At 61.6% G+C, this 25,952-nt stretch carries 24 protein-coding genes, 1 tRNA gene and 1 riboswitch; of the genes, 14 read left to right on the top strand and 11 right to left on the bottom strand.

Annotated elements, in window-relative coordinates:
- The first annotated feature begins 3 nt into the window (after positions 1 to 3).
- From nudC to HA052_RS03955, 6 genes are all read left to right on the top strand, one after another.
- Complete coding sequence (gene nudC, locus HA052_RS03980) at positions 4 to 786, top strand: NAD(+) diphosphatase (protein ID WP_166450868.1); 783 nt, start codon at positions 4 to 6, stop codon at positions 784 to 786.
- A gap of 387 nt (positions 787 to 1,173) precedes the next feature.
- Positions 1,174 to 2,100 carry an MBL fold metallo-hydrolase gene (locus HA052_RS03975; RefSeq protein ID WP_166450859.1) on the top strand — a complete coding sequence of 309 codons (927 nt, stop codon included), beginning with the start codon at positions 1,174 to 1,176 and terminating at the stop codon, positions 2,098 to 2,100.
- Between the two features lie 27 nt (positions 2,101 to 2,127).
- Positions 2,128 to 2,430 (top strand): hypothetical protein, encoded by a 303-nt coding sequence (locus tag HA052_RS03970; RefSeq protein ID WP_166450858.1) that lies wholly within the window; start codon positions 2,128 to 2,130, stop codon positions 2,428 to 2,430.
- Complete coding sequence (locus tag HA052_RS03965) at positions 2,418 to 3,257, top strand: MbnB/TglH/ChrH family RiPP precursor modification enzyme (protein ID WP_206118760.1); 840 nt, start codon at positions 2,418 to 2,420, stop codon at positions 3,255 to 3,257. The genes HA052_RS03970 and HA052_RS03965 overlap by 13 nt, the downstream gene beginning before the upstream one ends.
- A 19-nt stretch (positions 3,258 to 3,276) precedes the next feature.
- On the top strand, positions 3,277 to 3,948 hold the full coding sequence (locus HA052_RS03960; protein WP_166450857.1) for an HvfC/BufC family peptide modification chaperone: 672 nt from the start codon (positions 3,277 to 3,279) through the stop codon (positions 3,946 to 3,948).
- Positions 3,949 to 3,959: 11 nt separating this feature from the next.
- Positions 3,960 to 4,544 carry an HvfX family Cu-binding RiPP maturation protein gene (locus HA052_RS03955; protein ID WP_166450856.1) on the top strand — a complete coding sequence of 195 codons (585 nt, stop codon included), beginning with the start codon at positions 3,960 to 3,962 and terminating at the stop codon, positions 4,542 to 4,544.
- Positions 4,545 to 4,817: 273 nt separating this feature from the next.
- Here the strand turns inward: HA052_RS03955 and HA052_RS03950 are convergent, their stop codons facing one another.
- From HA052_RS03950 to HA052_RS03930, 5 genes are all read right to left on the bottom strand, one after another.
- Complete coding sequence (locus HA052_RS03950; RefSeq protein WP_141111310.1) at positions 4,818 to 5,648, bottom strand: hypothetical protein; 831 nt, start codon at positions 5,646 to 5,648, stop codon at positions 4,818 to 4,820.
- 133 nt (positions 5,649 to 5,781) lie between these two features.
- A complete protein-coding gene (locus HA052_RS03945; protein ID WP_166450855.1) occupies positions 5,782 to 6,222 on the bottom strand; it encodes an InvB/SpaK family type III secretion system chaperone in 441 nt (146 codons plus the stop codon).
- 424 nt (positions 6,223 to 6,646) lie between these two features.
- Complete coding sequence (locus HA052_RS03940) at positions 6,647 to 6,970, bottom strand: hypothetical protein (RefSeq protein ID WP_166450854.1); 324 nt, start codon at positions 6,968 to 6,970, stop codon at positions 6,647 to 6,649.
- Between the two features lie 819 nt (positions 6,971 to 7,789).
- A tRNA-Thr gene (locus tag HA052_RS03935) sits at positions 7,790 to 7,865 on the bottom strand.
- Between the two features lie 45 nt (positions 7,866 to 7,910).
- Positions 7,911 to 8,390, bottom strand: coding sequence for a hypothetical protein (locus HA052_RS03930; protein ID WP_166450853.1), 480 nt, complete (start codon positions 8,388 to 8,390; stop codon positions 7,911 to 7,913).
- Between the two features lie 264 nt (positions 8,391 to 8,654).
- Here HA052_RS03930 and HA052_RS03925 point away from each other — a divergent pair, with 264 nt between their 5' ends.
- Positions 8,655 to 9,866 (top strand): SpoIIE family protein phosphatase, encoded by a 1,212-nt coding sequence (locus HA052_RS03925; RefSeq protein WP_166450852.1) that lies wholly within the window; start codon positions 8,655 to 8,657, stop codon positions 9,864 to 9,866.
- Between the two features lie 76 nt (positions 9,867 to 9,942).
- Positions 9,943 to 10,608, top strand: a complete 666-nt coding sequence (locus tag HA052_RS03920) for an epoxyqueuosine reductase QueH (protein ID WP_166450851.1) — start codon at positions 9,943 to 9,945, stop codon at positions 10,606 to 10,608.
- Positions 10,609 to 10,620: 12 nt separating this feature from the next.
- Here HA052_RS03920 and HA052_RS03915 read toward each other — a convergent pair whose 3' ends face one another.
- Both HA052_RS03915 and HA052_RS03910 read right to left on the bottom strand, forming a co-directional pair.
- A complete protein-coding gene (locus HA052_RS03915; RefSeq protein WP_166450850.1) occupies positions 10,621 to 11,331 on the bottom strand; it encodes an N-formylglutamate amidohydrolase in 711 nt (236 codons plus the stop codon).
- A gap of 139 nt (positions 11,332 to 11,470) precedes the next feature.
- The gene (locus tag HA052_RS03910) at positions 11,471 to 12,208 is read right to left on the bottom strand and encodes a class I SAM-dependent methyltransferase (RefSeq protein ID WP_166450849.1); all 738 of its coding nucleotides are present in this window, start codon (positions 12,206 to 12,208) and stop codon (positions 11,471 to 11,473) included.
- Between the two features lie 93 nt (positions 12,209 to 12,301).
- Positions 12,302 to 12,464: riboswitch (FMN riboswitch) on the bottom strand.
- Between the two features lie 83 nt (positions 12,465 to 12,547).
- On the opposite strand from HA052_RS03910, the gene HA052_RS03905 reads away from it, so the two are divergent.
- Both HA052_RS03905 and hrpA read left to right on the top strand, forming a co-directional pair.
- On the top strand, positions 12,548 to 12,913 hold the full coding sequence (locus HA052_RS03905; protein WP_166450848.1) for a YfeK family protein: 366 nt from the start codon (positions 12,548 to 12,550) through the stop codon (positions 12,911 to 12,913).
- Between the two features lie 86 nt (positions 12,914 to 12,999).
- Positions 13,000 to 16,935, top strand: coding sequence for an ATP-dependent RNA helicase HrpA (hrpA, locus tag HA052_RS03900; RefSeq protein ID WP_166450847.1), 3,936 nt, complete (start codon positions 13,000 to 13,002; stop codon positions 16,933 to 16,935).
- Positions 16,936 to 17,015: 80 nt separating this feature from the next.
- Here hrpA and HA052_RS03895 read toward each other — a convergent pair whose 3' ends face one another.
- From HA052_RS03895 to HA052_RS03885, 3 genes are all read right to left on the bottom strand, one after another.
- Complete coding sequence (locus tag HA052_RS03895; RefSeq protein WP_081550836.1) at positions 17,016 to 18,332, bottom strand: MFS transporter; 1,317 nt, start codon at positions 18,330 to 18,332, stop codon at positions 17,016 to 17,018.
- A gap of 67 nt (positions 18,333 to 18,399) precedes the next feature.
- The gene (locus tag HA052_RS03890; protein ID WP_166450846.1) at positions 18,400 to 19,641 is read right to left on the bottom strand and encodes a GNAT family N-acetyltransferase; all 1,242 of its coding nucleotides are present in this window, start codon (positions 19,639 to 19,641) and stop codon (positions 18,400 to 18,402) included.
- Positions 19,642 to 19,721: 80 nt separating this feature from the next.
- Positions 19,722 to 20,522, bottom strand: a complete 801-nt coding sequence (locus tag HA052_RS03885) for an AraC family transcriptional regulator (RefSeq protein WP_166450845.1) — start codon at positions 20,520 to 20,522, stop codon at positions 19,722 to 19,724.
- A 137-nt stretch (positions 20,523 to 20,659) separates the two neighbouring features.
- On the opposite strand from HA052_RS03885, the gene HA052_RS03880 reads away from it, so the two are divergent.
- The 4 genes from HA052_RS03880 (at position 20,660) to HA052_RS03865 (ending at position 24,952) form a co-directional block, all read left to right on the top strand.
- On the top strand, positions 20,660 to 21,550 hold the full coding sequence (locus HA052_RS03880) for a DMT family transporter (protein WP_166450844.1): 891 nt from the start codon (positions 20,660 to 20,662) through the stop codon (positions 21,548 to 21,550).
- Positions 21,551 to 21,691: 141 nt separating this feature from the next.
- Positions 21,692 to 22,471, top strand: coding sequence for a class II glutamine amidotransferase (locus HA052_RS03875; protein ID WP_081544639.1), 780 nt, complete (start codon positions 21,692 to 21,694; stop codon positions 22,469 to 22,471).
- 67 nt (positions 22,472 to 22,538) lie between these two features.
- Positions 22,539 to 24,344, top strand: coding sequence for a putative nucleotidyltransferase substrate binding domain-containing protein (locus tag HA052_RS03870; RefSeq protein WP_166450843.1), 1,806 nt, complete (start codon positions 22,539 to 22,541; stop codon positions 24,342 to 24,344).
- Complete coding sequence (locus HA052_RS03865) at positions 24,344 to 24,952, top strand: 3'-5' exonuclease (protein WP_206118759.1); 609 nt, start codon at positions 24,344 to 24,346, stop codon at positions 24,950 to 24,952. Before HA052_RS03870 ends, HA052_RS03865 begins: the two co-directional genes overlap by 1 nt.
- An 80-nt stretch (positions 24,953 to 25,032) precedes the next feature.
- On the opposite strand, the gene HA052_RS03860 is transcribed toward HA052_RS03865, so the two are convergent.
- On the bottom strand, positions 25,033 to 25,830 hold the full coding sequence (locus HA052_RS03860) for a DeoR family transcriptional regulator (protein WP_081544640.1): 798 nt from the start codon (positions 25,828 to 25,830) through the stop codon (positions 25,033 to 25,035).
- Positions 25,831 to 25,952 lie beyond the last annotated feature (122 nt).

The following is a 25,952-nucleotide window of genomic DNA, read 5'->3' as shown; positions in this document are numbered from 1 at the left end:
GCCCTGCCCGACCCCGCGCTGCCTGCCCGCTACTGCATTTTCGAAGGGTCCAAGATTCTGCTGTTGGATCAGGCCTTGCCGGATGAGCGCGCGCGCGGCTGGTCTTTGTCCCAGCAGCTGTTCATCGGCGTACATGACGGTCACAATCTTTACTTGGCGGAACTGGTGGGCGCGCCGCCGTCCGGCAGCGACTGGCTGGCCCTGCGGCCGGCCTTGCTCAGTCTGCCTTCCGGGCTGACGCCCGCCATCGCCCGCGCCGCGCAAATCCGCCAGTTTCAACGCACTCATCGCTATTGCGGCCGCTGCGCCGGGCCGCTGCTTCAGCGGCCGGACGATAGCGGCAAACGCTGTTCCAGCTGCGGCCAGCTCTACTATCCCAAGCTGTCGCCGGCGATGATGGTGGTGATCCATCGCGGCCGGCAATTGTTGCTGGCGCGCAGCCCTCACTTCGTCCCCGGCGTTTACAGCGCGCTGGCCGGTTTTGTCGAGCCCGGCGAAACACTGGAGGAATGCGTGCACCGCGAGGCGTTTGAAGAGGTGGGCGTGCGCATCAAGAATCTGCGCTACGTCTGCTCGCAATCCTGGCCCTTTCCCCACTCGCTGATGCTGGGTTTTACCGCCGAGTACGACTGCGGGGACATCCAGCCTCAGGAGGGCGAAATCGAAGACGCCGGCTGGTTCGACATCGACGCCCTGCCGCAAACGCCTACGCCCATCTCCATTGCCTATCAATTGCTGAACCACACCGTGGCTTGGCTGCGCGCGCGGGACGAGGGGCGGGCCTAGCCGCTTAGCCGCATGGCGGACGGCCTCCGTCTCGCCCACGCGCCACCCCAATCTCCATCTTTCCATCACAAGCAGGCCGGCGCGCCTGCTTGATCCTCCACATCGTTTTGACGCTGTCCCCGTCTACTTCCTCCGCGCTCTCCCGCCATCGCCCATCGCCAAATGTTCAAGGGATCTTCGCTCTTTCATATAAGTTTTTCTACTCATATCTATAAATACAAAAAGTAATGCTGATATAAGCGCGGTGATAAGCTTTAGTCATAGCCAAAGCGACGCGACTCCCGCCTGCAAGGGGAAATATCGTCGAATTCAATGAAATACGGCGGCGATGACGCAGGCCGGCCTCCCTCCTCAGGCCAAATCACCGCGCCGCACAAGGAGCGCAAAATGAAAATCCGCATGCTTGCCTTATCCCTCTTGCTGGCCTGCGCCGCCAACGCTTCCCTGGCCAGCCCAACTCAATGCGAAAACAAAGACTACGCCTTGCAATTGCTGGGCTCGGGCGGGCCGATCTCCGACGACGGCCGCGCTTCGTCCGCCTCGCTGATCTGGTGGAAGGGCAAGCCGGTGGCGCTGATAGACGCCGGCGGCGGCGCCTTTCTGCGCTTCGGCCAATCCGGCGCGCGGCTGGAAGACGTCGGCTTTATCGGCCTCACTCACTTTCACACCGACCATGTATCGGACTTGCCCGCGCTGCTTAAGGGCAGCTACTTTTTCAGCTCGCCCCGCGCCATTCAGATGTCCGGCCCAACGGGCAGCGCCGGCTTTCCCAGCCTGAGCGGCTTCATGAACGCCCAATTCAACGCCAAAAGCGGTGCTTACGCCTATCTGTCCGGCCTCTACTCCGGCCAGGGCGACATCCCGCTCAAGGTCTCGCTGTCCAATGTGGACTACCGCAAGACCACGCCGACCACGGTGTATGAAAAAGACGGCGTCCGCATCAGCGCGCTCGGCATTCCTCATGGCGACGTGCCCTGCCTCGCTTATCGGATCGACACCAAGGACGGCAGCATCGTCGTCTCCGCCGATCAGAACGGCGGCAACCCTCGCTTTATCGATTTTGCCAAGAACGCGGACATTCTGGTGATGCCGCTCGCCATCGACGAGCAGGCGGACCCCGCCTCCGCCTTCCTGCACGCCAAGCCGTCCGTCGTCGGCCGCATCGCCGCCGCGGCGAAGCCCAAGCAGCTGGTGCTCAACCATTTCATGGGCAAGGGCCTGCGGCTCAAGGAGCAATCGATCTCCATCGTCCGCCGTTATTACCCAGGCCCGATCCACGCCAGCCGCGACCTTTCATGCTTCCCGGCGCATTGAGCGCCGCCATCCCAAAGGAGAACCGACATGAAAAAACAGATCATTCTTTCCATCGCCATGACATCCTTGCTCGGCCTGAGCGCCGAAGCCGCATTGGCGGCGGAAGCCAGCCAGCCGGCGCAAGCGGTGAAAAGCCAAAGCGGCCATGGCGGCAAATGCGCCAGCGGCAAGTGCGGCACGGTGAAGTTGTATGAAAAAGCCGACATCAAGCACAACCCGCAAGATCAATTGGTGCGCGCCCGCGACGGCAAGTGCGGCAAGACCGGCCAAGGCGTCCACTCCGACCAAACCGGCAAGGGAAAAATGGTGGAGGGCGTATGCGGGCAATAAATCAACAGGCCGTCGGCGTGGGGCTGCGCGCCGAACATGCCCAATGGCTGGCCGATCACCCCCCGCAGCCTGAAATCGACTTCCTGGAAATCACGCTGGAAAACTGGATGGACATCGGCGGCCGCAAACGCGAGCAGCTGGACCGCCTGGCGGAGAAATACCCGTTGATCTCGCATGGGCTCAGCCTGTCGATAGGCGACGAGCTGCCGCTGGACGCGGACTATCTCCAGCGCGCCAAGCGCTTTCTCGACCGCTATCGCATCCGCCTGCACGGCGACCACCTCAGTTACTCCCGCGATCGGCAAGGTTATTTGTACGAACTGTTGCCGATTCCGCGCGACGAGACGGCCGTGGCGCGCATCGCAACCAAGATCCGCCAAGCCCAAGACACCCTGGAGCGGCCGCTGATTCTGGAAAACATCAGCTATTACCACAATCACCCCGGCCAGATGGCGGAAGCGGATTTCATCCGCGCCGTCGTGGAGCAGAGCGGCTGTCAATTGTTGCTGGACATCAACAACGTCTACGTCAACGCCTGCAACCACGGCTACGAACCGCGACGCTTCATCGCCGATCTGCCGTCCCAGGCCATCCGCTACTTCCACATCGCCGGCCACTGGCGCCGCGACGACGGCATGTTGATCGACACCCATGGCGCGGCCGTATGCGAGGAAGTTCTGGAGCTTGCCCGATACGCCGTAGCGCAGCATGGCTCTCGTCCCTTGCTGCTGGAGCGAGACAACAGCATGCCGCCGTGGTGCGAGTTATGCGCTGAAGCGGCCAAACTGCGGCAGCGCCTCCACCAAGCCGCGGCCCAGGCCGCCTGAGCGCGGCAAAGGAGACATCATGAACGCGATATCGGACATCGAAACCTTCAGCCAGCGGCTGCGGGGCGGCCCGGAGGCCTTGGGCGAGCGTTCCGTCGAGCTTTACCGCCAGTTTCTGCGCGGCAATATCGAGGAAGTGCTGAGCCATGTTTTCCCCTTGTTCTGCGCCAGGCTGTCGGCTGAGCAGCTGCGCGGCAGCATCGACGACTTTTTGGCGGGTCACGCCTCGTCCAGCCCCGAGTTCCACCACATCGCCACCGAGTTTCTCTGTTTTTCCCAAGCCGGCCTGCCCGCGGATCTGCGGCAATGTCTGGAATACGAGTGGCTGCTGTTCAGCGTGGAAATCGACGAAGCTCTCGTGACGCCGCCATCCACAAGCGAAGTGACAGAACGCTCAGTCTTCTCGCTTAATCCCACGCTGGCCTGCATTGATATCCAACTGGACTTCGCCGGCCTTGCCGGCCCTTACGCCATCTTCCGCGACGCCCGTCATCAGGTGATCCGGAAACCGCTGAGCTCTTTAGATCGCTGGCTGCTTGAGGCCTTGCGGACGCCTTGCACCTATCCGGATCTGTCGGCTGAAGTTCCGCTCGACGCGCTCTGGACCTGGCTCAAGGAAGCGCTCGCCATCGGCTTGATACAGAGGCGCGACATGCCCGCGCCGGCGTCCGACGCCGGCCGCCCAATATGAGGAATACGAAAATGATTGCCAAGATAATGAATGGCTTCGACCGAGCGCTTGCAGCATGCAAACAATACGACTTCATCGCCCTGCTGGGCGTCCGCCTCTATCTGCTCCCGGTGATCTACGTCGGCGCCCACTCCAAGGTGGTCGGCTTCAGCGCGGCGGTGAGCTGGTTCGGCGCTCCGGCCAGCGAAGGCGGCCTGGGCCTGCCCTTCCCCGTGCTGTTCGCCTTTCTGGCGGCGGCCACCGAGGTCTTAGGCCTGGTCTGCATTGCGCTCGGCTTGTTCACCCGGGTGATGGCCATCCCCATGATGGTGCTGATGAGCGCGGCCAGCGCCATGGTGCACCTGCCGCGCGGCTGGCTGGCCATTGCCGCCAAGGACATGGAGTCCAGCCAGCGCTTGGCCGGCTTCCTGTCCTGGCTGGCAGAGAACTTCCCCGGCCGTTACAACTACATCACTGAACTGGGCGACCCGGTCATCCTGAACAACGGGATGGAGTTCGCCGCCACCTACTTCGTCATGCTGTTGGTGCTGTTCTTTTACGGCGGTGGCCGCTACGTCAGCTTGGACTACTGGCTGCGCAAGCGTTTTGCCGCTTAAAAAGCGTTTCAAAACCTATTGCAGCTAATGAAATGTGACGCGGGGAGCTCCGCTTCAGAGCTCGCCTGTCGGCCATGGTGGGACGCCAGCCTTTTGGTCAGTTCGAACCAACATGCCGACCGCCTATAACAGGCAGTAGCTGGCATCCTCATGTCGGCCTCCTGTTATGACCATGAGCCCCAGCCAATTTGGCTGGGGTCTTTTTATGTCCTCGAATTAGCCATGGCGACTACGAGAACGCATACATCGCCATGTCAAAACAAGGTTTCCAGACTAGGGTTGTTGTTGCTGGGCCCATAAAGCCAGGCCCTGATTGAACTCATCCTTGGTCAGGATATTGTAGTTGAGAGCGCGCTCATCGAAACCAGGCGCGTTTTTGATGTCGTCTATATGACTTTGACCCACTTTCCACACGCCGACGGAATGACCTGCGGCCTGGGCTGAAGCCGCCATTGCCGCCGAACGCTGCTTATTGAGGGAGGCGGAACTGTCCAGTGCTTTATCCGCCTTGACATCTCTGCAGAATAACTTCTCCGCTACAGCCCAATCCTGCAGCAAAGCCTTGGCTTGGGTCTGAACATCTTGCGCATTGAGCGCGCCGGGCGTCTGGTATTTATGGCTCAGTTGTTCGATATGCTGATGCAAGGATTGAAGTTGATCGATAGATTGCTTGTCGTCTATGGCCAGGAGTTCGTGCATGGTCAGCAAAAGCTGCTTGGACTCCGTCTTGAATGCGCTTTCCACGAAACTATTCCATGCCTGCTCCAGCGGATAGCCAGCAACCCCCAGCGCCGGCGGATTGTTTCCCGCGGCGAACTGCTCAGCCAAGGGAATGAACTTCTCTTTGACATCGGCAAGCCGCATTTCCAAGCGCAGCATGACGGAGTCGCCAAATTGTTCGGTGGTTTTGGTCAGGAAGGACTTGCCAAACAGCTTAAAGCCGCCGCTGGTCTGGCTATATTGAAACTGATCTTCTTTCCAGTACTGAGCGTTCTGCATGCCCAGTGATTGAATGTACGCCTTCTCTTCCTGGCGGCGCGGTCCGGATTCAGGGTGGGACTCGCCGACAATATTCAGCCGGTGTGGATCCAGCGATTTCACCAACTGAGAACTCGGACCTGGAAGGCTTGCACTGCTTATGCCAGTCAAATGGCCTGTCTGATAATTGCTCCTTGCGGAGTTCGATGCGGAGCCGTTTACGTGTTGTGCCCCTACAGAGCCAATTCCGTTTAGCATGTCATGCTCCAATAATTTGAAGAGTCTGGCTGATTTTATACAGCTGAGTGGTAAACCCAAGAAGCGCCGGCTTTAGGCCGTGATCATGCTGCAGCTGTTCCAGATTAATCAGCGCTTTCAGTTCATAGCCATTTTCGCCGTTTCCAAGAGTTAATTGTCCGGTTTCAACTCCTTCGACCGGATCAATCAAAATTGCCAAAACTTCCGCTGCATGGGAGAGCAACTGATTTTCATCGTGGATGGGTAGTAAGCTCCATATCCATAATCTATCATCGCTCACAGAAAGCAATACGTCCGGCAGATTGTGCACCTGAAGCGCAATGGAATTTTCCTGTTCGATAGACTGAATCTGATTTGCCGGCAAGCCAAACTGCGCAGCCACTTCAACAATGACTTGATCAAGTCTTAGGGATATCTGATGCGAAAAGGAGAGCGGGTTCATTTTGATCTCAGCTCTGGGTGGTTGATGGTGAAGGCGTTTATCCGGCAGGTACGCCAAGCAACATGCTATAGGCCTAGTAAGGCGAGGACTTTTAGAAATCGCTCATTGCAAAAACAAGGCTACCGGTAGCCGATCCGCATTGACAGCGTCAGCGCAGATCAGCATTGCGGCCTCGATGCTGAGCCACAAGTACTTGGCCATGTCTGCGCTTGTGAACGTCCTGCGCGGCATGCTCTCAGCCCTGCACTCAACTCGCTCCGCGAGTGCCGGGCACTGGCTCGACGCCGCTTTCTTGCCACAGACCAAGATCAAGAGGCCACGACTACAGCCAGGACACGCGACATTTCAACTTATAGAGACTAGCAATAGAAGCTTCGCGAACCGAAGCGCGCGAAGCCCTTGTTTCAGATTAAGAGTTTGACAATTACAAATTGCTGCATTGTCCCGTCACACCGCTTCGCCAAGATTTGCCACCGGCATTCTTGCAGTTGTGCGCATGCTGGTGATTTCCAATTACCTTCCCTGTGCAGTTCTTTGCGGAGAAGCACTGACCTGGTTTTCTTGGTTGAATTTGATCCATTAGCGCATTTAATGTTGCAGATGGATTGCTAGCATTCTGGATAGCTTGCTGTGTGGCGGAAGTCGCTTCGTTAACTTGAGTGGGTCCGATGGATGACGCGCTAACGATGGAGGAAGCCACCAAAAGGACGGCGGCAAAAGGAATGGTTAGAGAGTTGATGGTCTTCATGACTCAAATCCTTTAATGTGCAAGAAAAATGCAGCAAAACCGCAAATTTCTATAGTGACAATAAAATTCAGGCAATAGGAGTAACTAAAGGCTCTCGCCTCGATGCTCATAAAAGCCTTGATTAAAACAGTCAAAATGCAACTAATATTAACGACAAAGTTAATATCAATGCGGCCGCACACTGTAGGGACTTAATGATGCAATTTCAGTTCATGGCTTTTGTTGGTTATTATTCACATTCTTTCGCAAGGTTTGAGGCAGGCAATCTTACTAATTGGTAAATATTAAAAAGCATATTCTGGCTATTTGACTGTGTGCAGGCTCATTTTCCCGTATTCAAAACAACGCGCACTCTGAGGATGGCTCGTAGTGGCCAGCCTCCCCCTCTTCCAGATGTTGTTGGCTACGCCAGCTCTGGACGATCCATGACCAGAAGGGCCAAGTGAGCCCGATGGAAAACCGGCTCGCCATAGATAGTGTCAACGAACAGTGTTAGGGTGCGCGGCGACAGCTTGGGATTGAATGTGTGATCGTGATTATTGAATTTGTACAAATTCTAGATAAGCCATGGCATACGGAGATATTAAAACCGCTTTTCAGTATGCCGATTGCAATAAAAATGAATAGAGATGGCCGGTAGCGCTCAGGATATGGGCGGGAAAATAAAATGACCGAATGGGTGATTTGGTGCGCTTTGAGCACGATACCAAGCGGGTATTTGGGAGGGATTGGGCAGGAAATTTTAGACGATGCTGTCTTAATCCTGTCTAAAACGCACCAAGGGCTTATAGAGAAAACTCTATAAGCCCTTGATTTTATTGGTGCCGGCGGCAGGAATCGAACTCGCGACCCCCTGATTACAAGTCAGGTGCTCTACCAACTGAGCTACACCGGCGAAGAGAGGCGTATTATGTCTTGCCTCAATGGCTTTGGCAAGCCGTCAGCGCGTCTTTTTCTGGACTTTTTTATGCGTCTTTTTGGCGCTCTTGCTAACTGTTTTGTTTTTGCTGGTTTTTTTAACCGAGGCCTTGTGCGGCGATCTCTTTGCGGCTTTGGCTGCGTGACGCGGCTTTTTGACGGTCGATTTCTTAACCGTCGATTTTTTTGCCGCTGACTTGACCGGCGCCTTGCCGTGGCGCACTTGTTTGGCGCTGATAGCCTTGGCTTGACGTTTGCTCTGCTTGGCGGATTTCGCCTTGGGCTTGCCTTTGGCCTGGCGCGCCGGCTTGGCTTGTTGACTGGAGCGCACGGGTTCAGCGGTTTGAACGGTTTTAGCGGGGGGGGCCTTGCGCGCGGGTTTGCTCGCCGGGGCCATCTGCACATCGCCCGGCAGCGGCATGTCTTCTGGTTCGGCCAGGCTGGCCGGGCTGATCAGCGCCAGGCCCAAGGCCAGCGCAATGGTGTGCGTCGCAAATTTCATGATAAGGGGTCTAATGCTCTCTGGGATGAAACGGGCCGCGCGTTGCGCCGCCAAAACCCGCATACTAGCACGGTGTTTCCCGCGCTTAGACGGAAATTGATCGCGGCGGGCAACACTCAACCCACGGAGCGGACTGATTTTTATTGCCGCAACGCGCCATCGCCTCCCCCGTATGCTATACCCACAGTGCAATGCCAATGTAATTGGCGCTGTACTCGTTTTCTCCGCTCGCTTTCCTTTTCCTGACACGCAATGGAAAACAGCATGCCTCAGCCCAAAATCTTGTTGGTGGATGATAGCGCCACCAATAGCCTGATGGTCCGTACCTTTGTTGAAGACTTGGGGTATCAATGCGATCTTGCCTGCAATGGCCGGGAAGCCGTTGCCATATGCAAGGAAGTCGACTACGACTTGATCCTGATGGACATCATCATGCCGGTGATGAACGGGCTGCAAGCCACGATGGAGTTGCGGACATTGTTCGGCGAACACTGGGTACCCATCATTTTTCTGACGGGCCTGAGCCAACAAAAAGATCTGATAGAGGGACTCAAAGCCGGCGGCGACGACTATCTGACCAAACCGGTTAGTCCGGACTTATTAACGGCCAAGATCCAGGTATTCTTGCGCATCGCCCAAATGCAGCGACAGATCAACCAGGATGCGGTGCGCCTGGAACGCTACTTCCTCAACAATGAACGAGAACAAAGTTACGCGCTGGAGCTGATTGAGCGCCTAAACCGGCAGCAATTGGAGCTGCCCTCGCATGTTTGGCGCCATTTGCGCCCCGCCTCGCAGTTCAACGGCGATCTGGTCTGCTATGCGCGTTCCGGCGGACGAGAATACTTGATGCTGGCCGATTGCACCGGCCACGGTCTGACCGCCGCGATCAGCGCCATTCCTGCAGTGGAGTGCTTTTACGACCTGGCTCAGAAGCAGGCCGCACTGGGCGACATCGCGGCGGCGATCAACGACAAGCTGCACCGCCTGCTGCCTTTTGGCCGCTTCGTGGCCGGCATCATCATTGCGATCGACGCAGCCGCCAAATGCCTGCAGGTCTGGAACGGCGGCATTCCCTGCGCGCTGATGTTCGATCCGCAGGGCCGCAAGATCAAGCAGTTCCGCTCCGAACACCCTCCTTTGGGGATTTTGGCGGCGAGGCAGTTCGACCGCTCGCTGGAAACCAGCGTGTTGCGCCCGGAGCATGCGTTGGTCGTTTGCTCGGATGGAATTACCGAGGCCCAGGCTGACAATGGCCGGATGTTCGGCCTGGACGGCGTGATAAAGGCGGTTGAGGCAGGCTGGCCGGGCCGGATCGGCAATACCGTACTGCAAGCGCTGCAGCGGCATCGTCAAAACGAAGCCATGTTGGACGACGCGTCGTTATTGGTGGTGCGTTCGCCTGCGCATGCCAGCAAGCCGGAGGGAGATGCCGGACGCGAGACGCAGGGCCGCCCGCGCTGGCACGACGCCTAAGAGCCCCTTCCCCGCCTTGATCCGATGGCCATATGGCAACATAATTCGCCTTTTTCATAATCGGCAACCCATTTAAATGACTATCGCATTTGAGCGCCAGCCACTGCCCTTGCCGGGCGGCCATGAAAAAGTGCTGCTGCACTCCTGCTGCGCGCCCTGCTCAGGCGAGGTGATGGAGGCCATGCAAGTTTCCGGCATCGACTTCACTATTTTTTTCTACAACCCCAACATCCATCCGCTGAAAGAGTACGAACTGCGCAAGAACGAGAACATCCGCTTTGCCGAGCAGTTCGGCATTCCCTTCGTGGATGCGGACTATGACCGCGACAACTGGTTTGAGCGCGCCAAGGGCATGGAAAACGAACCGGAGCGGGGCGTTCGCTGCACCATGTGCTTCGACATGCGCTTTGAACGTACCGCTCTGTACGCGCATGAACACGGTTTTCCGGTGATCACCAGCTCTCTGGGGATTTCACGCTGGAAGAATATGCAGCAGATCAACGACTGCGGCGTGAGAGCGGCCGCGCGCTACCCCGGTCTGATCTATTGGGAATACAACTGGCGCAAGGGCGGCGGTTCCGCGCGCATGATAGAGATCAGCAAACGCGAACAGTTCTACCAACAGGAGTACTGCGGCTGCGCCTATTCCCTGCGCGACAGCAACCGTCAGCGCCGCGAAGCCGGCCGCGCGCCCATTCGTCTAGGCGTCAAATACTATGGCGATGAAGACGGCCAGGCTTGAAGCGCCGCTGTCTCACTCCTCAATTTCGCGCGCATAGCGCACCAGCGCCTGCAGGAGCTGGGCGAAGCGGTGCGCGGCCAGATTTCCGTCCGAAGGCGTGAGCCAGGTACTGCTGATTTCCAGTTGGATGGCCGGCACGCCCAGCCGGGAAGCGAACTTGGCGATGGTCTGGTTCTTGGAGGCGGCAAAGTAATTGTCCGAGACATTCAACACGCCCTGTTGTCGCAGGCTTAGCTCCAGTCGTTGTTGCAATTCCGGCTTGCCCAGCAGCGAGGCTCCGTTCAAAGTGCCGAAGTCCACGTCGTAAGGCCGATATGGATGGCTGCCGTGCAGGTCCAGCACCAGCAGCGGGCGTCGATCGGCAATCAACGCCGCCAGCTTGCGCTTGAAGGCGTTGTCGTCGTCGTAATTGGGATCGGCCGGCGCGGCGCGGGTGGTGTAGATCGCGGTGGCGCCGGCCAGTTGATGCAGCATCGCCGCCAAGGCCGCGGTGCCGCCGCCGTCGGAGAAGCGGTATTGTCCTTCGCGGAACGGGCTGGTGGCGTGCGGCGCGGTCACAATGATGGGGCGCGCGCCTTCCCGCACCGCAAACCAAGGCTCGCCGTTTTGCGGCGGTTTGTCCTTGGCGGCGTCCGTCTCCTCTTGCAACTTGATGGCCTCTACAACGTGAGCGGGTTCGATGATGGCCCGCGCCGGCGGCGATTTACCGACGGCAGACGCCATCGACAACGTCAGGACCAGAACCCCTAGTAGCAACTTGACTCTCACCTCGCCCCTCCCCGTGAACACGGGCCGCATGCTCGATCTTTGCTGGACCAAGCCGGCGCCGCTTGGTTCTGCGCGCCGGCCCGGAAAAACCGCGCTAGAGCGCCGGCTTTCGCGCGGTTAGCAGCAACAGGGCCGGACGGCGCGTGTGTGGGCGCAAACCGTCCTGACGCGCCAGTGTCTGCTCGTCCGGCACGGGCTCGCCCAGATGAAGCAATTGGAAGCCGGCGCCCAGCAAGCCGGCCACATAGCTTTCCACCGTGCGGTGCTGCTTGATCACGCCGTCGACGAACCAGCGGGTTTCACGCGCGCCCTGCTGAAAGTAGGCGTCCAGCGTCCAGTGCGATGGCTCGCCCGCCGCGTCCAGCGCCCAGCCCTGAGGGCTGGCCGTGCAAATCGGGTGCTCCACCGTCAGCGCGAACACGCCGCCGGGCCGCAAAGCGGCGAACACGCGCGCCGCCACGGCGGCGTAATCCGCCACGTAATGCAAGGCTAGCGACGACACCGCCAGATCATAAGCGCCTGCCGGCGATTGAAAGTCCTCGATGCCGGCGAGCCGGTATTGAATGTCGGAATCGCAAGTGCGCGCTCGCGCCTGTTCCAGCATCCGTTCGGACAAGTCCACCGCGGTGACGCTGGCCGCGCCTTGGGCGCGCGCCCAACGGGCGAAATCGCCGAAGCCGCAGCCCAGATCCAGTACGTCGGCGCCGGACAGCGGCGGCAGCGCATCGCGCAAGGCGGGCTGCTCCAAGGCGCCGTTCAAGCCCGTGTCGCTGTCGCGCAAGGCTTGGTATTGGGAGAAAAAGACCGGATGGTCGTAGATGTTTTGCTGCATGTGGAGGCTCCGTAAAGACTTAAGGGAAGCGCTCCAGGGCGGCGCGCGGCCATGCCGACGCGCAAAAGCGCGCCAGGCCGCTCACGGCTTGGCGCGCGTCTTCTCTCATCCGGACTCTCACCGTCGGCTTCGGCTTCGCACCGAATCTGCTGACCCGCGCATCGTGGAAACGATAGCGCGGCGCTCGCGGGCTCGCCGCCGGCATTCGCCGCGGCTTACCGCCGGTGGGGAATTTCACCCCGCCCTGAAGACCGGCACAGCATAAAGGCGGCACAAAACTTGGACAAGCCCCGGCGCATCGCGCATAGTCGGCGCATTCCGATTGCAATGGAGCGAAGCATGACCCCGAAGCTGCCGATCTGGCTGTTTTTTTGTTTGAGCACCGGCACAGCCATCGCCGCGCCCACCCCGACCGCCAAGAACGAGATCAACCATCTATTGGACTATCTGGCCCAGTCCGGCTGTGAATTCAATCGCAACGGCAGTTGGTACGGCTCCAAAGAGGCCCGCGATCATCTGAACGACAAGTACCAGTATCTGTTGAAGAAGGACTGGGTCAGCAACGCGGAAAGCTTCATCGAGCGCGGGGCCACCCAGAGCAGCATCAGCGGCAAGGCCTACCAAGTGCGCTGCGGCGCGGCGCAGCCGGTGGCCAGCGCCGCCTGGCTCAAAGCGGAGCTGAGCCGCTATCGCCAGCGCAAATAAGCCGGTCGGTCGGGAATCCCGGCCTGCCGGACCGCCACGCAGCTGTTATAATCGCCGCTTTCCTGTAATCCAGTGTTCTTTCCCCGATGACTGCTGCCCAGCTGCTGGCCCAACTCAAGGCCGACCTGCCCTCCTGCCTGATCCGCGACCGCCACACCTTGCGCCGCAAACTGAGCGACGCCGCCGAGCGGCTGAAGAAAAACCAGCCTGCGGACAAGCAACTGGCCGACATTCAGGCTCAGATCGAACGTTCCGCCGCCAAGGTGGCCGCGCGCCGCGCCCATCTGCCCAAGCCCGACTTCGACGACGCCTTGCCGGTCAATCAAAAACTGGCCGACATCAAAACCGCGATCGAGCGCCACCAGGTGGTGATCATCTGCGGCGAAACGGGCTCCGGTAAAACCACCCAGCTGCCCAAAATCTGTCTGGAGCTGGGCCGCGGCGTTCACGGACTAATCGGCCATACCCAGCCACGCCGCCTGGCCGCGCGTTCAGTAGCCAGCCGCATCGCCCAAGAGCTGAAATCCACGCTGGGCGAGCACGTCGGCTTCAAGGTGCGCTTCACCGACAAGCTGTCGGAAAAATCCGTGATCAAGCTGATGACCGACGGCATTATGCTGGCGGAAACCCAGACCGACCGTTATCTGGAAGCCTACGACACCATCATCATCGACGAGGCGCACGAACGCAGCCTCAACATCGACTTCCTGCTGGGTTATCTGAAACAGTTGCTGCCGCGCCGGCCGGACCTGAAAGTGATCATCACCTCCGCCACCATCGACGCCGACCGCTTCTCCCGCCATTTCGACGGCGCGCCGGTGATCGAAGTCTCCGGCCGCACCTATCCGGTGGAAGTGCGTTACCGCCCGTTGGCGCAGCGCGACGAAGACGAGCGCGAAGTGGAGATGGAAGGCGCCATCGTCGACGCCGTCGACGAGCTGTCGCGCCAGGGCCCGGGCGATATGCTGGTCTTCCTGCCCGGCGAGCGCGAGATCCGCGAAACCGCGGAAAAGCTGCGCAAGGCCGGCATTCGCGGCTACGAGATCCTGCCCTTGTTCGCGCGGCTGTCTAACGAGGACCAGCAGAAGATATTCAAGCCCACCGGCGGACGCCGCATCGTGCTGGCCACCAATGTGGCCGAAACCTCGCTGACGGTGCCGGGCATCAAATACGTGATCGACACCGGACAAGCGCGCATCAACCGCTACAGCCCGCGCGCCAAGGTGGAGCAGCTGCAGGTGGAGAAAATCTCCCAGGCGGCGGCGCGACAGCGCGCCGGCCGTTGCGGCCGCGTCGAGGCCGGCATCTGCGTGCGCCTGTACGGCGAGGACGACTTCAATCAGCGCCCGGCGTTCACTGATCCGGAAATCGTCCGTTCCAACCTGGCCGCGGTCATCCTGCGCATGGCGGCGTTGCGGCTGGGCAAGGTGGACGCCTTCCCCTTCCTCGAAGCGCCCAGCAGCCGGTTGATCGCCGACGGCTACCAAGTGCTGACCGAGCTGGGCGCGGTGGACGACAAGGGGGAATTGACCAGCGTGGGCAAGGAGTTGGCGCGGATCCCGGTGGACCCCAAGGTGGGCCGCCTGTTGCTGGCCGGCCGCGACTTCGGCTGCGTGCGCGAAGTGCTGATCATCGCCGCCGCCTTGAGCGTGCAAGACCCGCGCGAACGCCCGTTCGAGGCGCGCGAGGCGGCCGAACGCGCGCAGGCGCGCTTCAACGACGAGAAGTCCGACTTCCTGTCCTTCCTGCACCTGTGGGACTTCTTCTCCGACGCGCTCAAGCACAAGAAATCCAACCGCCTGCTGATCAACACCTGCCACGAGCACTTCCTGTCCCATCTGCGCTTGCGCGAATGGCGCGAACTGCACGCGCAGCTGGCGGACATCGCCGGCGAGCTGGGCCTGATCAAGCGCGAACAGGCGCACGCCGACGCCGAGCAGCCGGACGCGCAGATGACGCAGAAAAAGCGCCAGCAGCTGGAAGCTGTCGCTTATGAAAACCTGCACAAGGCGCTGGTGACCGGCTTGATCGGCAACCTGGGCATGAAAAACCAGGAAAGCGATGATTACCAAGGCACCCGCGGCGTCAATTTCCACGTCTTTCCCGGCTCCGGCCTGAAAAAGGCCAAGCCCAAATGGCTGGTGGCGGCGGAACTGGTGGAAACCACCCGCCTCTACGCCCGCTGCGTGGCCAAGATCGAGCCGGAATGGGTGGAAAAGCTGGCACCGCACCTGGTCAAATACCATTACTTCGACCCGCACTGGGAAAAGAGCCGCGGCGAAGTGGTGGCCAGCGAGCGGGTCACCCTGTACGGCCTGACCCTGGTGCCGCGCCGGCCGGTCAGCTATGGCCGCATCGCGCCGGAAGAAGCGCGCGAGCTGTTCATCCGCGGCGCGCTGGTGAATATGGACTACGTCAGCAACGCGCCCTTCTTCCAGCGAAATCAGCAATTGATCCGCGAAGTGGAGCAGCTGGAGCACAAGGCGCGGCGTCAGGACGTGCTGGTGGACGAAGAGGCGCTGTTCGCCTTCTACAGCGAACGGATTCCGGCCGAGGTGGTAGACGCGGCCAGCTTCGAGGCCTGGCGCAAGGAGGCGGAAAAGACCGAAGCCAAGCTCTTGCATCTGACGCGCGAAGAACTGATGCGCCACGCCGCGCAGCATGTCACCGAAAACCAATTCCCGGAATGGCTGGAGCTGGAAGACGGCCGCCTCAAGCTGCGCTACCGCTTCGAACCCAATCACCCGCTGGACGGCGTCACCCTGGACGTGCCCCTGGCCATCCTCAACCGCTTGCAACCGGCGGCTTTTGAATGGCTGGTGCCCGGCATGGTGCGCGAAAAGCTGCAACAGCTGATCAAAGGCCTGCCCAAGCAAATCCGCCGTTGCTGCGTGCCGGTGCCGGACTTCGTCACCCGCTTCCTCAGCACTAACCCGGACCAGCAGCAGCCTATCGCGCCGCAGCTGGCGCGCTTCATCCTGCGCGAGACCGGCGGCGTCAAGGTGGACATCGATGACTTCCGCGCCCAGGACTTGCCGGCCCACCTGCTGTTCAACTTCCGCGTCATCGACGACGGCAAGCAGGAAATCGGCCTGGGCCGCGACCTGCTGGCGCTGCAAAAGCAGTTCGGCCAGGCTGCCCAGCTGACCTTCCGCGATACGAGCGCGGAGTTCGAGCGCGACGAAGTCAGCAGCTGGGATTTCGGCGAGCTGCCGGAAAGCATACAGTTCGCGCGCGGCCGTCAGCAGCTGACCGGCTACCCGGCGCTGACGCTGGAGCAAGACAAGGTGGCGATCCGCCTGTTCGACACCCAGTTGATGGCCGAGCGCCATCACCGTCAGGGCGTGATCCGACTGCTGCAGCTGCAGCTCAAGGAACAGATGAAGCAGCTGTCCAAGGGCCTGCCCGGCATGACCCAGCTGGGTCTGCAACTGCGCGCGGTGGCCAATGTCGATGAATTATTGGCCGACGCCATCGCCTGCATCTGCGACCGCGCTTTCATTGGCGACGACGCGCTGCCGCGCAACGAAAAAGCCTTCAACGACCAGAAAACCCGCGCCCGCACCCGGCTGCCGGCGGTCAACCAGGCGGTGACCCAGTACCTGGGCCAGGTGGCCTCGGAATACGGCCCGCTCAGCGTCAAGATGCAAAAGCACAAGCTGGGCTACGAGCTACAGCAGCAATTGGCCAAGCTGGTTTACAAGGGTTTCCTGGCCGCTACGCCGTGGAGCCATCTGCCACACCTGCAGCGTTATATGCGCGCGATGGGCCTGCGCATGGACAAGCAGCCGGCCAACCCGCAGCGCGACGGCCAGCGCGGCGCGGAAATTCGCGACCTATGGCAGAAATGGGAAACCCGGGTGGCCGAGGACAACGAAGCCGAAGGCGCATCCCAGGCGCTGCTGGATTTCCGCTGGCAGATCGAAGAGCTGCGCGTCAGCCTGTTCGCCCAGGAGCTGAAAACGCCCTACCCGGTCTCCACTAAGCGGCTGATGAAGCTGTGGAACGAGTTGCCTCGTTAAATTCAGAGACCGGAACTCGCACGACAAAACGGCGGCGTCGATAAGGACGCCGCCGTTTCTCTATGCGCGCTTCCGGCTCTTCAATGCACCGGGTGAGACAAGCCAGGTCTATCGCCCCAGGCCAGTAAAAACAAACCCATCGCCAGGCCAACCAAGCAGAAAACCATCAGATAGCCGGCCAGCGCCAGCGAACTCGCCTCCATCCACACCGACAGCAGCACCGGCGTGAAGCCGCCCACCACCGCATAAGCCACATTGTAGGAAAAAGACAGGCCGCTAAAGCGGATGGGCGCGGGGAAGGCTCGCACCATCAGATAAGGCACCGCGCCGACGATGCCGGCGAAAAAACCAGTGAGCGTGTACAGCGGGCGCAGCCAGCTCGCGTCCTGTCCCATGGTCTGGTAAAAACACCAGCTGCTGACGCCCAACAGCAGGCTGCCCACGGTAAACACCGGTCCGCCGCCGAAGCGGTCCGCCGCCAGGCCGGCGACGACGCAGCCCACGCTCAGCGCGATGATGGCCAGGCTGTTGGCGGACAAGGCCTCCACCGGCGGCACGCCGAACTGTTTTTGCAAAAAAGTGGGCGTCATCAGAATCACCACCACGATGGTGACCGACAGCATCGCGGTGGCCGCCATCGACACGGCCATGCCCAGACGATGGCCGCGCAAGGCCGCCTTCAGCGGCAGCTCGGCGGACAGCGCCTTGCGCGCCTGCATTTCGCTAAACACAGGGGTTTCATGCAACCAGCGGCGCAGATACATCGCCACCAGGCCGAACACCCCGCCGATCAGGAAGGGAATCCGCCAGGCGCCGTCTTCCAGCTGCTGCGGCGTGAAGGCTAGATTCATCGCCATCGCGATCAGGGAGCCAAACAGAATGCCTATGGTCAGCCCCGAGGTGATGATGCCGCAAGCCAGGCCGGTGCGGCGCGGCGGCGCGTGCTCGGCGACGAAGACCCAGGCGCCCGGCACCTCGCCGCCGATGGCCGCGCCCTGCAATACGCGCAGCAGGAGCAGCAAAATCGGCGCCCATATCCCTATGCTCTGGTAGGTGGGCAGCAGGCCCATCGCCAGCGTGGGCAGCGCCATCAACACAATGCTGAGCGTGAACATGCGTTTGCGGCCGAACAGATCGCCGAAGTGCGCCATGACGATGCCGCCCAGCGGCCGCGCCAGATAGCCGGCGGCGAAAATGCCGAACACCTGCAATTGACGCAGCCAGCCCGGAATGTCCTGCGGGAAGAACAGCTTGCCCAGCACCAGGGCGAAAAACACGTAAATGATGAAGTCGTAGAACTCCAGCGCGCCGCCCAGCGAGGCCAGGCCCAGCGTCTTGCAGTCGTTTCGGTTCAGTTTGCGCGTGTGCGCCGCTTCGGCGCTCGCGGTTTGAGTCATATCGGGTCCTTTCCGCGACCAAGATCGCGATCGCCCTCCCCGCCGCTCGGCGCGAAGGACGGCGCGTTTATTTTTTGAAGGGGTTGATCGTCGGCGCGTCCTCGTGCTGGACGATGCCGAAGCTGCTGCGGATCAGCGAATTGAGCATGGGCTGGCGATGGCGTATCCATAGCGAAGTCGGCACCGGCCGGCACCCCATCCTCGCCTTGGGCTCCAACGCGGTGCGCCCAAAAATCACTCGTCGTCCGCCGGCGGCCAGCGCAGACTCAATCGCCGAATGCAGCAGGCGCAGATAGAGCGGCAGCTCCTTGGCCGCGGCGCGATCGAAACCGATCTGCGCGGCGGTGATCTCCTCGCCGTTTTTCAGGATCAGCAAAAAGCCCAGCAGCGCGCCGCTCTGCCACAGCCCGCGCAGCTCCGCCCGCTCCGGCCCCAGCGCGGCCATCCGCCGCCAGTAATCCGCACTCACCGTGACCGGACGCAGCGTGGCATTGTCTTGCACCGCCAGGTAAAGCGCTTGCATCCGCTCCGCCTGCGCGTCCACCTGCTCCGGCGTCATCACGCCGATTTCGCAACCGGCGGCTTCTATCGGCTTGAAGATCTGCTGGCGGATGCTGCTGCGGTATTTGGAGGTCATTCCGGCCAGGTAGTCGTCGTAAACGCTCCAGTCCTCGGCCAGCGGCAGCACCATATTGGGCTCCGTCTCTAGGGTACTGTAGCTGAGCTTGCCCAACGCCCGGCTGTCTTCCCGCGCCGTTTCGTCCATATCCTTTACCAGCACGAAGTCGATCTGGCCGTTGAGCTTCTCCGCGCGGCGGATGCGGTAGAGGATCTCCGCCACCGCCTGCCAGCGGGTCTGCGGGTCCAGGTCCTCGGCGAAAGCCGCGCCGTCCAGGCCGTAGCTGAGCATATTGCCGCAGACCAGCAGCCGTTGCCGCAGCTTGGGCTTGAGATTTTGCGCCAGCGCCGCGCGCAGCGAGCCTTCCGGACGCGGGCCGGGGTGAGCGTGCATGGTTTCCAGGCTCACCTCCAGCAGTTGCATCGCCACCGCCGCCACCGGTTCGCCGTCGCGATAGGCCAGCGCATAGCGCACTTCGAAGTTGGCGAGTCCGGACTGCTCCAGCGCGCGCCAGTAATCGCGGGACATCAGCAGCCCGTGCCGGGCCGCCAGCTGATCCCAGTGTTGTCCGTTCAAAAAGTCTATGCGCTCGGAGAAGGCGAAATTCAGCGCGCTGGCCTGCCGCAGGCGGCGGCGCAGCTTCCAGCCGTCGCCCAGTTGGCGGGCCAGTTGTTTGATTTTCTTGCTCATGGCTTGGGGCGTAGAAGGCTGGTTCTATGATTGACAATCATTCCAGTGTGCCGCAATGCCAAAAGGGCAACAAGCCTCCCTCAATGCGCGCCATCGGTCAGCAAGCGCCGGTAGCGCTCCGGGGAATAGCCTAACTGCTTGTTGAACATGGCGATGAAGGCCGACGCGGTGCCGTAGCCCAGGTCGGCGGCGATGTCCTGCACCGGACGCCCTTCGCGCAGCCAGGCCAGGGCCCTTAGCAAGCGCACCCGGTTGCGCCACTGGACAAAACTCATGCCCAGCTCGCGTTGAAAATGGCGCGCCAGCGTGCGCTCGGTGCCGTGCACGCGCTGCGCCCACTGCGCCAAGGTGGCCGCATCGGCCGGATTATCCCGGATGGCGGCCAGGATGGGCGCCAATTGACGATGACGGCTGTCCGGCAGATAGCTGTCCTGGTGGCCGGCCTGAGCCAGCCGCTCCAGCAGCAGTTCGGCCTGCCGCCGGTCCCACGGATCCCGAACGACGGTGACGCCGCGCTGACAGAAATCCTCCAACAAGGCGCGCAGCAAGGGCGTTTGCGGAATCAGGCAAGGATGGGCGGGCAAGCGGGCGGCCTGCTCGGCGCCCACATAGACCGAAGTGTAGCGCATGGCCTGACGCACCGAAGCGGAATGGCGAACCCCGGCCGGCACCCAGATCAGGAACTCCGCCGGCGCCGCCATCGCTCGCTCGGCTTGGCCGGGCTCGATCAAGCTCAGCTCGATCACTCCCAGACTAATGCAGTTCAACTGCCCCCAGGGATGGCTGTGCGGCGAAAACTCCGTCTGCGGCGTCAGTTGGTCGTAGCGCAGATGGATGGGCGCGGGCTCCGGCAAGCCTTGGTCCAGTTCTGAGTAGTCCAATTTGTCGGTTTCCCGCTATCGTCTTGTCTGTTTTGCATTATATACATTGAATCAGACAGCAGTACACTGCCTACTGTTAATGCTTTTCTGTACTCTCGACCGCACATCGGAACGAGAGCCGCATCCGGAGCCATCCCATGTATTCATTGTTTCCCATGCTGGCCGTGCTGATCTGGTCCGCCAACACCGTGGTGTCCAAAGCCGCGGCCCAGGCGCTGGACCCCGCCGCCATTTCTTTCTATCGCTGGCTGTTGGCAGCCTTGATTCTCACTCCGCTGAGCCTGAGGCCGGTATTGCGCCAATGGCGCGCCATCCGCCCCTGGTTGGGCCGCTTCACCGTATTGGCCGCGCTCGGCATGGTGATGTACCAATGCCTGGCTTATTACGCCGCGCACAGCACCAGCGCCACCAATATGGGCGTGATCTGCGCCTTGATCCCGCTGCTGGGCCTGGCGCTGAACGCGACCGTCTTTCGCCAGCCCACCGGCGCGCACGCGCTATTCGGCGTGGCGGTGTCCTTGCTGGGGGTGCTTTACCTGCTGGGCCAGGGGCGGCCGCTGGACCTGCTTAGCGGCGGCGTCAACCGCGGCGACGCGCTGATGCTGGTCGGCTCCCTCTCTTACGCGCTGTACGGCATTCTGCTGCGCCGCTGGGCGCCGCCGTTCGGCAGCTGGACCAATCTCTACATCCAGGTGCTGCTGGCCGTGCTGATGCTGGTGCCGGTGGCGATGAGCGCGGACAGCCTGGCGGTGCCGCCGCAAGGCGTCGGCCTGGTCGCCTTCGCCGGCATCGCCTCCTCGGTACTGGCCCCCTATCTGTGGATGCGCGGCATCCAGGGCCTGGGCAGCGAGCGCACCGCCATCTTCATGAATCTGCTGCCTTTGTTCACCGCCGTGATCGCCAGCGCGCTGCTGGGCGAAACCATCCACGATTACCACTGGCTGGGCGGCGGGCTGATCCTGCTGGGCGTCAGCCTGAGTCAGGGCGGCTGGGCCAAGTTGCGCGGCCTCGCGCGTTCCGCGGCCTGAGCGTCGATTCCGCCGCCGCGCCCGGGCTCCACGGCCGGCGCGGCGGGATTGCCGCGGCCTCGCTTATCGCCTAAGCTCTGTAACAAAACCGCAGCCGGCGCGGCCGGCCATGACAACCTCTCTACCGTGGAACCCAAAACCATGTGCCAGTTAATGGGCATGAATTGCAATACTCCAACCGACATCCTGTTCTCCTTCGAAGGCTTTCACCGCCGCGGCGGCCAGACCGACCACCACGCCGACGGCTGGGGCATCGCCTTTTTCGAGAACAAGGGCTGCCGCATCTTCCTGGACGACAAACCGTCCGTGGAATCGCCTGTGGCCCACCTGGTGCGCAACTATCCGATCAAGTCGGAAAACGTGATCGCCCACATCCGCAAAGCCACCCAAGGCGAAGTCAACCTGGCCAACACCCACCCCTTCATGCGCGAAATGTGGGGTCGTTACTGGATCTTCGCCCACAACGGCAACCTGGAAAACTTCCAGCCCGAGGCTGGCTGCCATTACAACCCGGTGGGCGGCACCGACTCCGAACGGGCGTTCTGCCACCTGATGGAGCGGCTGCGCGCCAAATGGTGTCAGCAACCGCAGCTGGACGAATTGTTCGCCGAAGTGGCCCGGCTGGCGGCGGAAATCTCCAGCCACGGCGTGTTCAACTTCATGCTGAGCAACGGCGAGGTGTTGTTCGCCCACTGCTCCACCCATCTGCACTACATCATCCGCCAGGCGCCGTTCAACACCGCGCATTTGGTTGACGACGACGTCAGCGTGGATTTCGCCTCGGTCACCACCCCGCACGACCGCGTGGCGGTGATCGCCACCCAGCCGCTGACCGATAACGAAAGCTGGACGCCGCTCGTTCCCGGCGAACTGCTGCTGTTCCGCGACGGCTCCCCGCTGTCGCAACACCTGCCCGGCTGAACGCCCGCCGACAAGCCTTTGCCGCCGGTGTTATGCTGGCGGCAATGTTTTGTTCAGCGAGGCCTCCATGCAGCGATTCGACTTCAGCTACGCCCCATTCGACGCCCTGAGCCCGGACGAGCGTCTACGCCTGGAAGCTTGCGCCGACATCCTGTTCTACGCCAACGAGCAAACCGTGCTGACGCCGGACGCGCCGGTCACGGCTCTCTACGTGGTGATCAAGGGCGTGGTGAGGGAAATGGCCGGCGACGAGATCGTCGCGCTGTACCGGGCCCAGGACGGCTTCGACGCCCGCGCCACCGCCGCCGGCCAGACCTCCCGCCGCTTCATCGTGCAGGAAGAGGCGCTGCTCTACAGCCTGCCGCGCGCGGAAGTGCTGGCCCTGACCGAGAGCAACCCGCGCTTCGGCGCCTACTTTTACGCCAGCGTGTCGGAAAAGCTGGGCCGGCTGGCGCAGCGGGCGGGTCAGCGCGAACTGCAAACCTTGTTGGCGGCCACCGTTCGCGACGTCGGCGGCCGCCAACCGGTGTTTGTGGACGGCGGTGCCAGCCTGCGCGACGCGGCGGTGGCAATGAAGTCGCACAAATCCAAATCCGTGCTGCTGCGCAGCGACGGGCGGCTGGGCATCCTCACCACCACGGACTTTCGCGACATCGTGCTCAACGGCGTGTCCTCGGACGCGCCGGCGGCGGAATACTGCCAGTACGAGCTGCTGACCATAGACATCGACGACTTCCTGTTCAACGCCCTGCTGCTGATGACGCGCCGCAATCTGCGCCGCCTGGTGGTGACTGAACACGGCGAGCCGGTGAGCATGCTGGCCCAGGTGGACGTGCTGTCCTACTTTTCCAACCACTCTCATTTGATCGCGCAGCGCTTGGAACGCGCGGCCACGCTGGACGAACTGGCGGAAGTGGCGGAACAGATTCCACGGCTGGTGCGCATCCTGTCCGGCCACGGCGTCAAGGCGCTGCAGCTGGGCCGGCTGGTGCAAAGCCTCAATGTCCGGCTGTTCGCCCGCGCCTGGCGGCTGATCGCGCCGCCGGAGCTGGCGGCCAACAGCTGCTTGCTGGTGCTGGGCTCGGAAGGGCGCGGCGAACAGATCCTCAAAACAGACCAGGACAACGCGCTGCTGCTGCGCGACGGCGCGCCCTGGCCGCAACTGGAAGCCAGCTGCCAGGCCTTTTCCGCCGCGCTGGCCCGTTTCGGCTACCCGCCCTGTCCCGGCAACATCATGCTTAGCCACCCGGACTGGCGCTTCAGCGGCGCCGAGCTGCGTGATCGCCTCCACCGCTGGGTGCACAGCCCGGACGGCAACGCCTTGATGCGGCTGGCCATCTTCGTGGACGCGGAAGCCGTCTGCGGCGACCCGGCGCTGCTGGAGGACGCCCAAAACTATCTGCGCCTCACCCTGCGCGACGACGCCGGCTTCTTCTCCCGCTTCGCTCGCGCCATCGAACAGTTCGACACCCCGCTGGGCCTGTTTTCCCATCTGCAAACCCGCGACCGCGATGGTCGCGCCGCGCTGGATCTGAAAAAAGGCGGCATCTTCCCTCTGGTTCACGGCATCCGCGCGCTGGCGCTGGAATACGGAGTCAGCGAAAACAACTCGCAGCAAAGACTGCAGGCGCTGGCCGCGCAGGGCCGGCTGGAGCGCGGCTTGGCCGAGGATGTGGGCGAGGCGCTGTCCTATCTGATGCAACTGCGGCTGGATCAGGGGCTGGAGCGGCTTGCCGCCGGCAAACCGGCCGACAACCTACTGGAACCGGAAAAGCTGTCCTCGCTGGAGCGGGACCTGCTCAAGGACACGCTGGGCGTTGTCAAGCGATTCAAGGCGCAGTTGCGCCACCATTACCGGCTGGGCAGCTTCTGATGCTGACCGCCCTGGTGCGCCAATGGCAGCGACGCCGGCTGCGCGACCCGGCTTACGCCGAGATGTACCGGGAACACCCGGACGAACTGGTCAGCCTGGACTGCGAAACCACCAGCCTGAATCCGGCGGACGCCGAACTGCTGTCCATCGGCGCGGTCAAGCTGCGCGGCAACCGCATCCTCGCCAGCGAGGCGCTCTACCTGCTGGTGCGCCCGGAACGGGCGCCGCAGACGGACAATGTGCGTATCCACGGCCTGCGGCCTATCGACGTCCGCCAGGGCCTGGCGGCCCAGGACGCCGTGAGGCGGCTGCTGGATTTCATCGGCGGCCGGCCGCTGTTGGGCTATTACCTGGAATACGACCTGGCGGTGCTCAACCGCTACGTCCGCCCCTGGCTGGGCGTGCCTCTGCCGCAGCGGCGCATCGAGATTTCCGGCCGCTATTACGACTACAAGCTGAGACAGAACCCTGACGCCCACATCGACCTTAGGCTGGCCAGCATCTGCCAGGATCTGGACATGCCCGCGCCGCCGCGCCACGACGCGCTCAACGACGCCATCAACGCGGCCATGCTCTACCTGGCGCTGAAACAGCGCGGCTATGGCTGAGGATGCGTTTCAACGCCAGCGGGAACGCTTGTTCAGCTGATTCCCCCGCCGCCATGCCGCGAACCCGGCGGACGGCCCGTCTAGCCCGCCGCTACCTGCATCACTTTCACGCCGGCCTGCTGCAGGCCGGACAGGTAGTCCGAAGGAATGCCGGTATCGGTAATCAAAGTATCGATCCGGCGAGTATCCAGAATCTTGTGCAGGCTAGTGCGGCGAAACTTGCTGGAATCGGTTACCACCACGACGCGGTCGGCCACTTCGCACATGCAGCGGTTAAGCCTGGCCTCCGCCTCATAGTGCGTACTGACCCCATGCTCCAAATCCAGCCCGTCCACGCCGAGAAACAAGAGATCGAAATGATAGTCCCGCAACGACTGCTCGGCCTGGGTGCCGTAGAAAGACAGCGAAGTGCGACGCAGCTGCCCTCCCGTCATGAATAGCTCCACGCCCGGCGCGTCCGCCAAGACATTCGCGATATTCAGTCCATTGGTCATGACGATCAAATCCTGATGCGCGCTCAGGCAACTGGCGATTTGCTGGGTCGTGGTGCCGGAATCCAGAATGACGCGCTTGCCCGGCGCAACCAGAGTGGCGGCCAGCTGGCCGATTCGCTGCTTGACGCCGGCATTGAGCAGGCTCTTGTCTGAAATCGCTCGTTCCTTGGGCGCGGGCACCGGATCAAACACCAGCGCGCCGCCATAAGAGCGGGTGGCTACGCCTTGCTTTTCCAAAAAAGCCAAGTCATTGCGAATGGTTACCGACGACACCTGAAACTGCGCGGCCAGTTCGGAAACCTGCACGCTGCCGTGCTTGTTCAATTGCTGAACGATGCGCTCGCGACGCTCGCTGGTGCTGACACTGTTTTTGCTTTCTATCATCTTGCGCTCCCGCTGTACGCAGTTTCGGTTTCTTTTCTTTTAACGCGACTCAAAATCAGCGCCTTCCGGCCGCCCTGCCGCCATTATTCCACAGCCTGCCGCGCCCGCCCACTTCGGCAAAA

Source organism: Chromobacterium fluminis, from assembly GCF_011602385.1.
Classification (GTDB): Bacteria; Pseudomonadota; Gammaproteobacteria; order Burkholderiales; family Chromobacteriaceae; genus Chromobacterium; species Chromobacterium fluminis.
This window is presented reverse-complemented; position numbering and strand designations above follow the sequence as displayed.

Bases quoted from the DNA above. Each gene is read 5' to 3' on its own strand.
- hrpA (WP_166450847.1), top strand. From the start codon at position 13,000: ATGACTGCTGCCCAGCTGCTGGCCCAACTCAAGGCCGACCTGCCCTCC.
- HA052_RS03870 (WP_166450843.1), top strand. From the start codon at position 22,539: ATGCAGCGATTCGACTTCAGCTACGCCCCATTCGACGCCCTGAGCCCG.
- HA052_RS03975 (WP_166450859.1), top strand. From the start codon at position 1,174: ATGAAAATCCGCATGCTTGCCTTATCCCTCTTGCTGGCCTGCGCCGCC.
- HA052_RS03915 (WP_166450850.1), bottom strand. From the start codon at position 11,331: ATGGCGTCTGCCGTCGGTAAATCGCCGCCGGCGCGGGCCATCATCGAA.
- HA052_RS03905 (WP_166450848.1), top strand. From the start codon at position 12,548: ATGACCCCGAAGCTGCCGATCTGGCTGTTTTTTTGTTTGAGCACCGGC.
- HA052_RS03865 (WP_206118759.1), top strand. From the start codon at position 24,344: ATGCTGACCGCCCTGGTGCGCCAATGGCAGCGACGCCGGCTGCGCGAC.
- HA052_RS03890 (WP_166450846.1), bottom strand. From the start codon at position 19,641: ATGAGCAAGAAAATCAAACAACTGGCCCGCCAACTGGGCGACGGCTGG.
- HA052_RS03945 (WP_166450855.1), bottom strand. From the start codon at position 6,222: ATGAACCCGCTCTCCTTTTCGCATCAGATATCCCTAAGACTTGATCAA.
- HA052_RS03860 (WP_081544640.1), bottom strand. From the start codon at position 25,830: ATGATAGAAAGCAAAAACAGTGTCAGCACCAGCGAGCGTCGCGAGCGC.
- HA052_RS03970 (WP_166450858.1), top strand. From the start codon at position 2,128: ATGAAAAAACAGATCATTCTTTCCATCGCCATGACATCCTTGCTCGGC.
- HA052_RS03965 (WP_206118760.1), top strand. From the start codon at position 2,418: ATGCGGGCAATAAATCAACAGGCCGTCGGCGTGGGGCTGCGCGCCGAA.
- HA052_RS03895 (WP_081550836.1), bottom strand. From the start codon at position 18,332: ATGACTCAAACCGCGAGCGCCGAAGCGGCGCACACGCGCAAACTGAAC.
- HA052_RS03930 (WP_166450853.1), bottom strand. From the start codon at position 8,390: ATGAAATTTGCGACGCACACCATTGCGCTGGCCTTGGGCCTGGCGCTG.
- HA052_RS03880 (WP_166450844.1), top strand. From the start codon at position 20,660: ATGTATTCATTGTTTCCCATGCTGGCCGTGCTGATCTGGTCCGCCAAC.
- HA052_RS03875 (WP_081544639.1), top strand. From the start codon at position 21,692: ATGTGCCAGTTAATGGGCATGAATTGCAATACTCCAACCGACATCCTG.
- HA052_RS03925 (WP_166450852.1), top strand. From the start codon at position 8,655: ATGCCTCAGCCCAAAATCTTGTTGGTGGATGATAGCGCCACCAATAGC.
- HA052_RS03955 (WP_166450856.1), top strand. From the start codon at position 3,960: ATGATTGCCAAGATAATGAATGGCTTCGACCGAGCGCTTGCAGCATGC.
- HA052_RS03940 (WP_166450854.1), bottom strand. From the start codon at position 6,970: ATGAAGACCATCAACTCTCTAACCATTCCTTTTGCCGCCGTCCTTTTG.
- HA052_RS03910 (WP_166450849.1), bottom strand. From the start codon at position 12,208: ATGCAGCAAAACATCTACGACCATCCGGTCTTTTTCTCCCAATACCAA.
- HA052_RS03920 (WP_166450851.1), top strand. From the start codon at position 9,943: ATGACTATCGCATTTGAGCGCCAGCCACTGCCCTTGCCGGGCGGCCAT.
- HA052_RS03960 (WP_166450857.1), top strand. From the start codon at position 3,277: ATGAACGCGATATCGGACATCGAAACCTTCAGCCAGCGGCTGCGGGGC.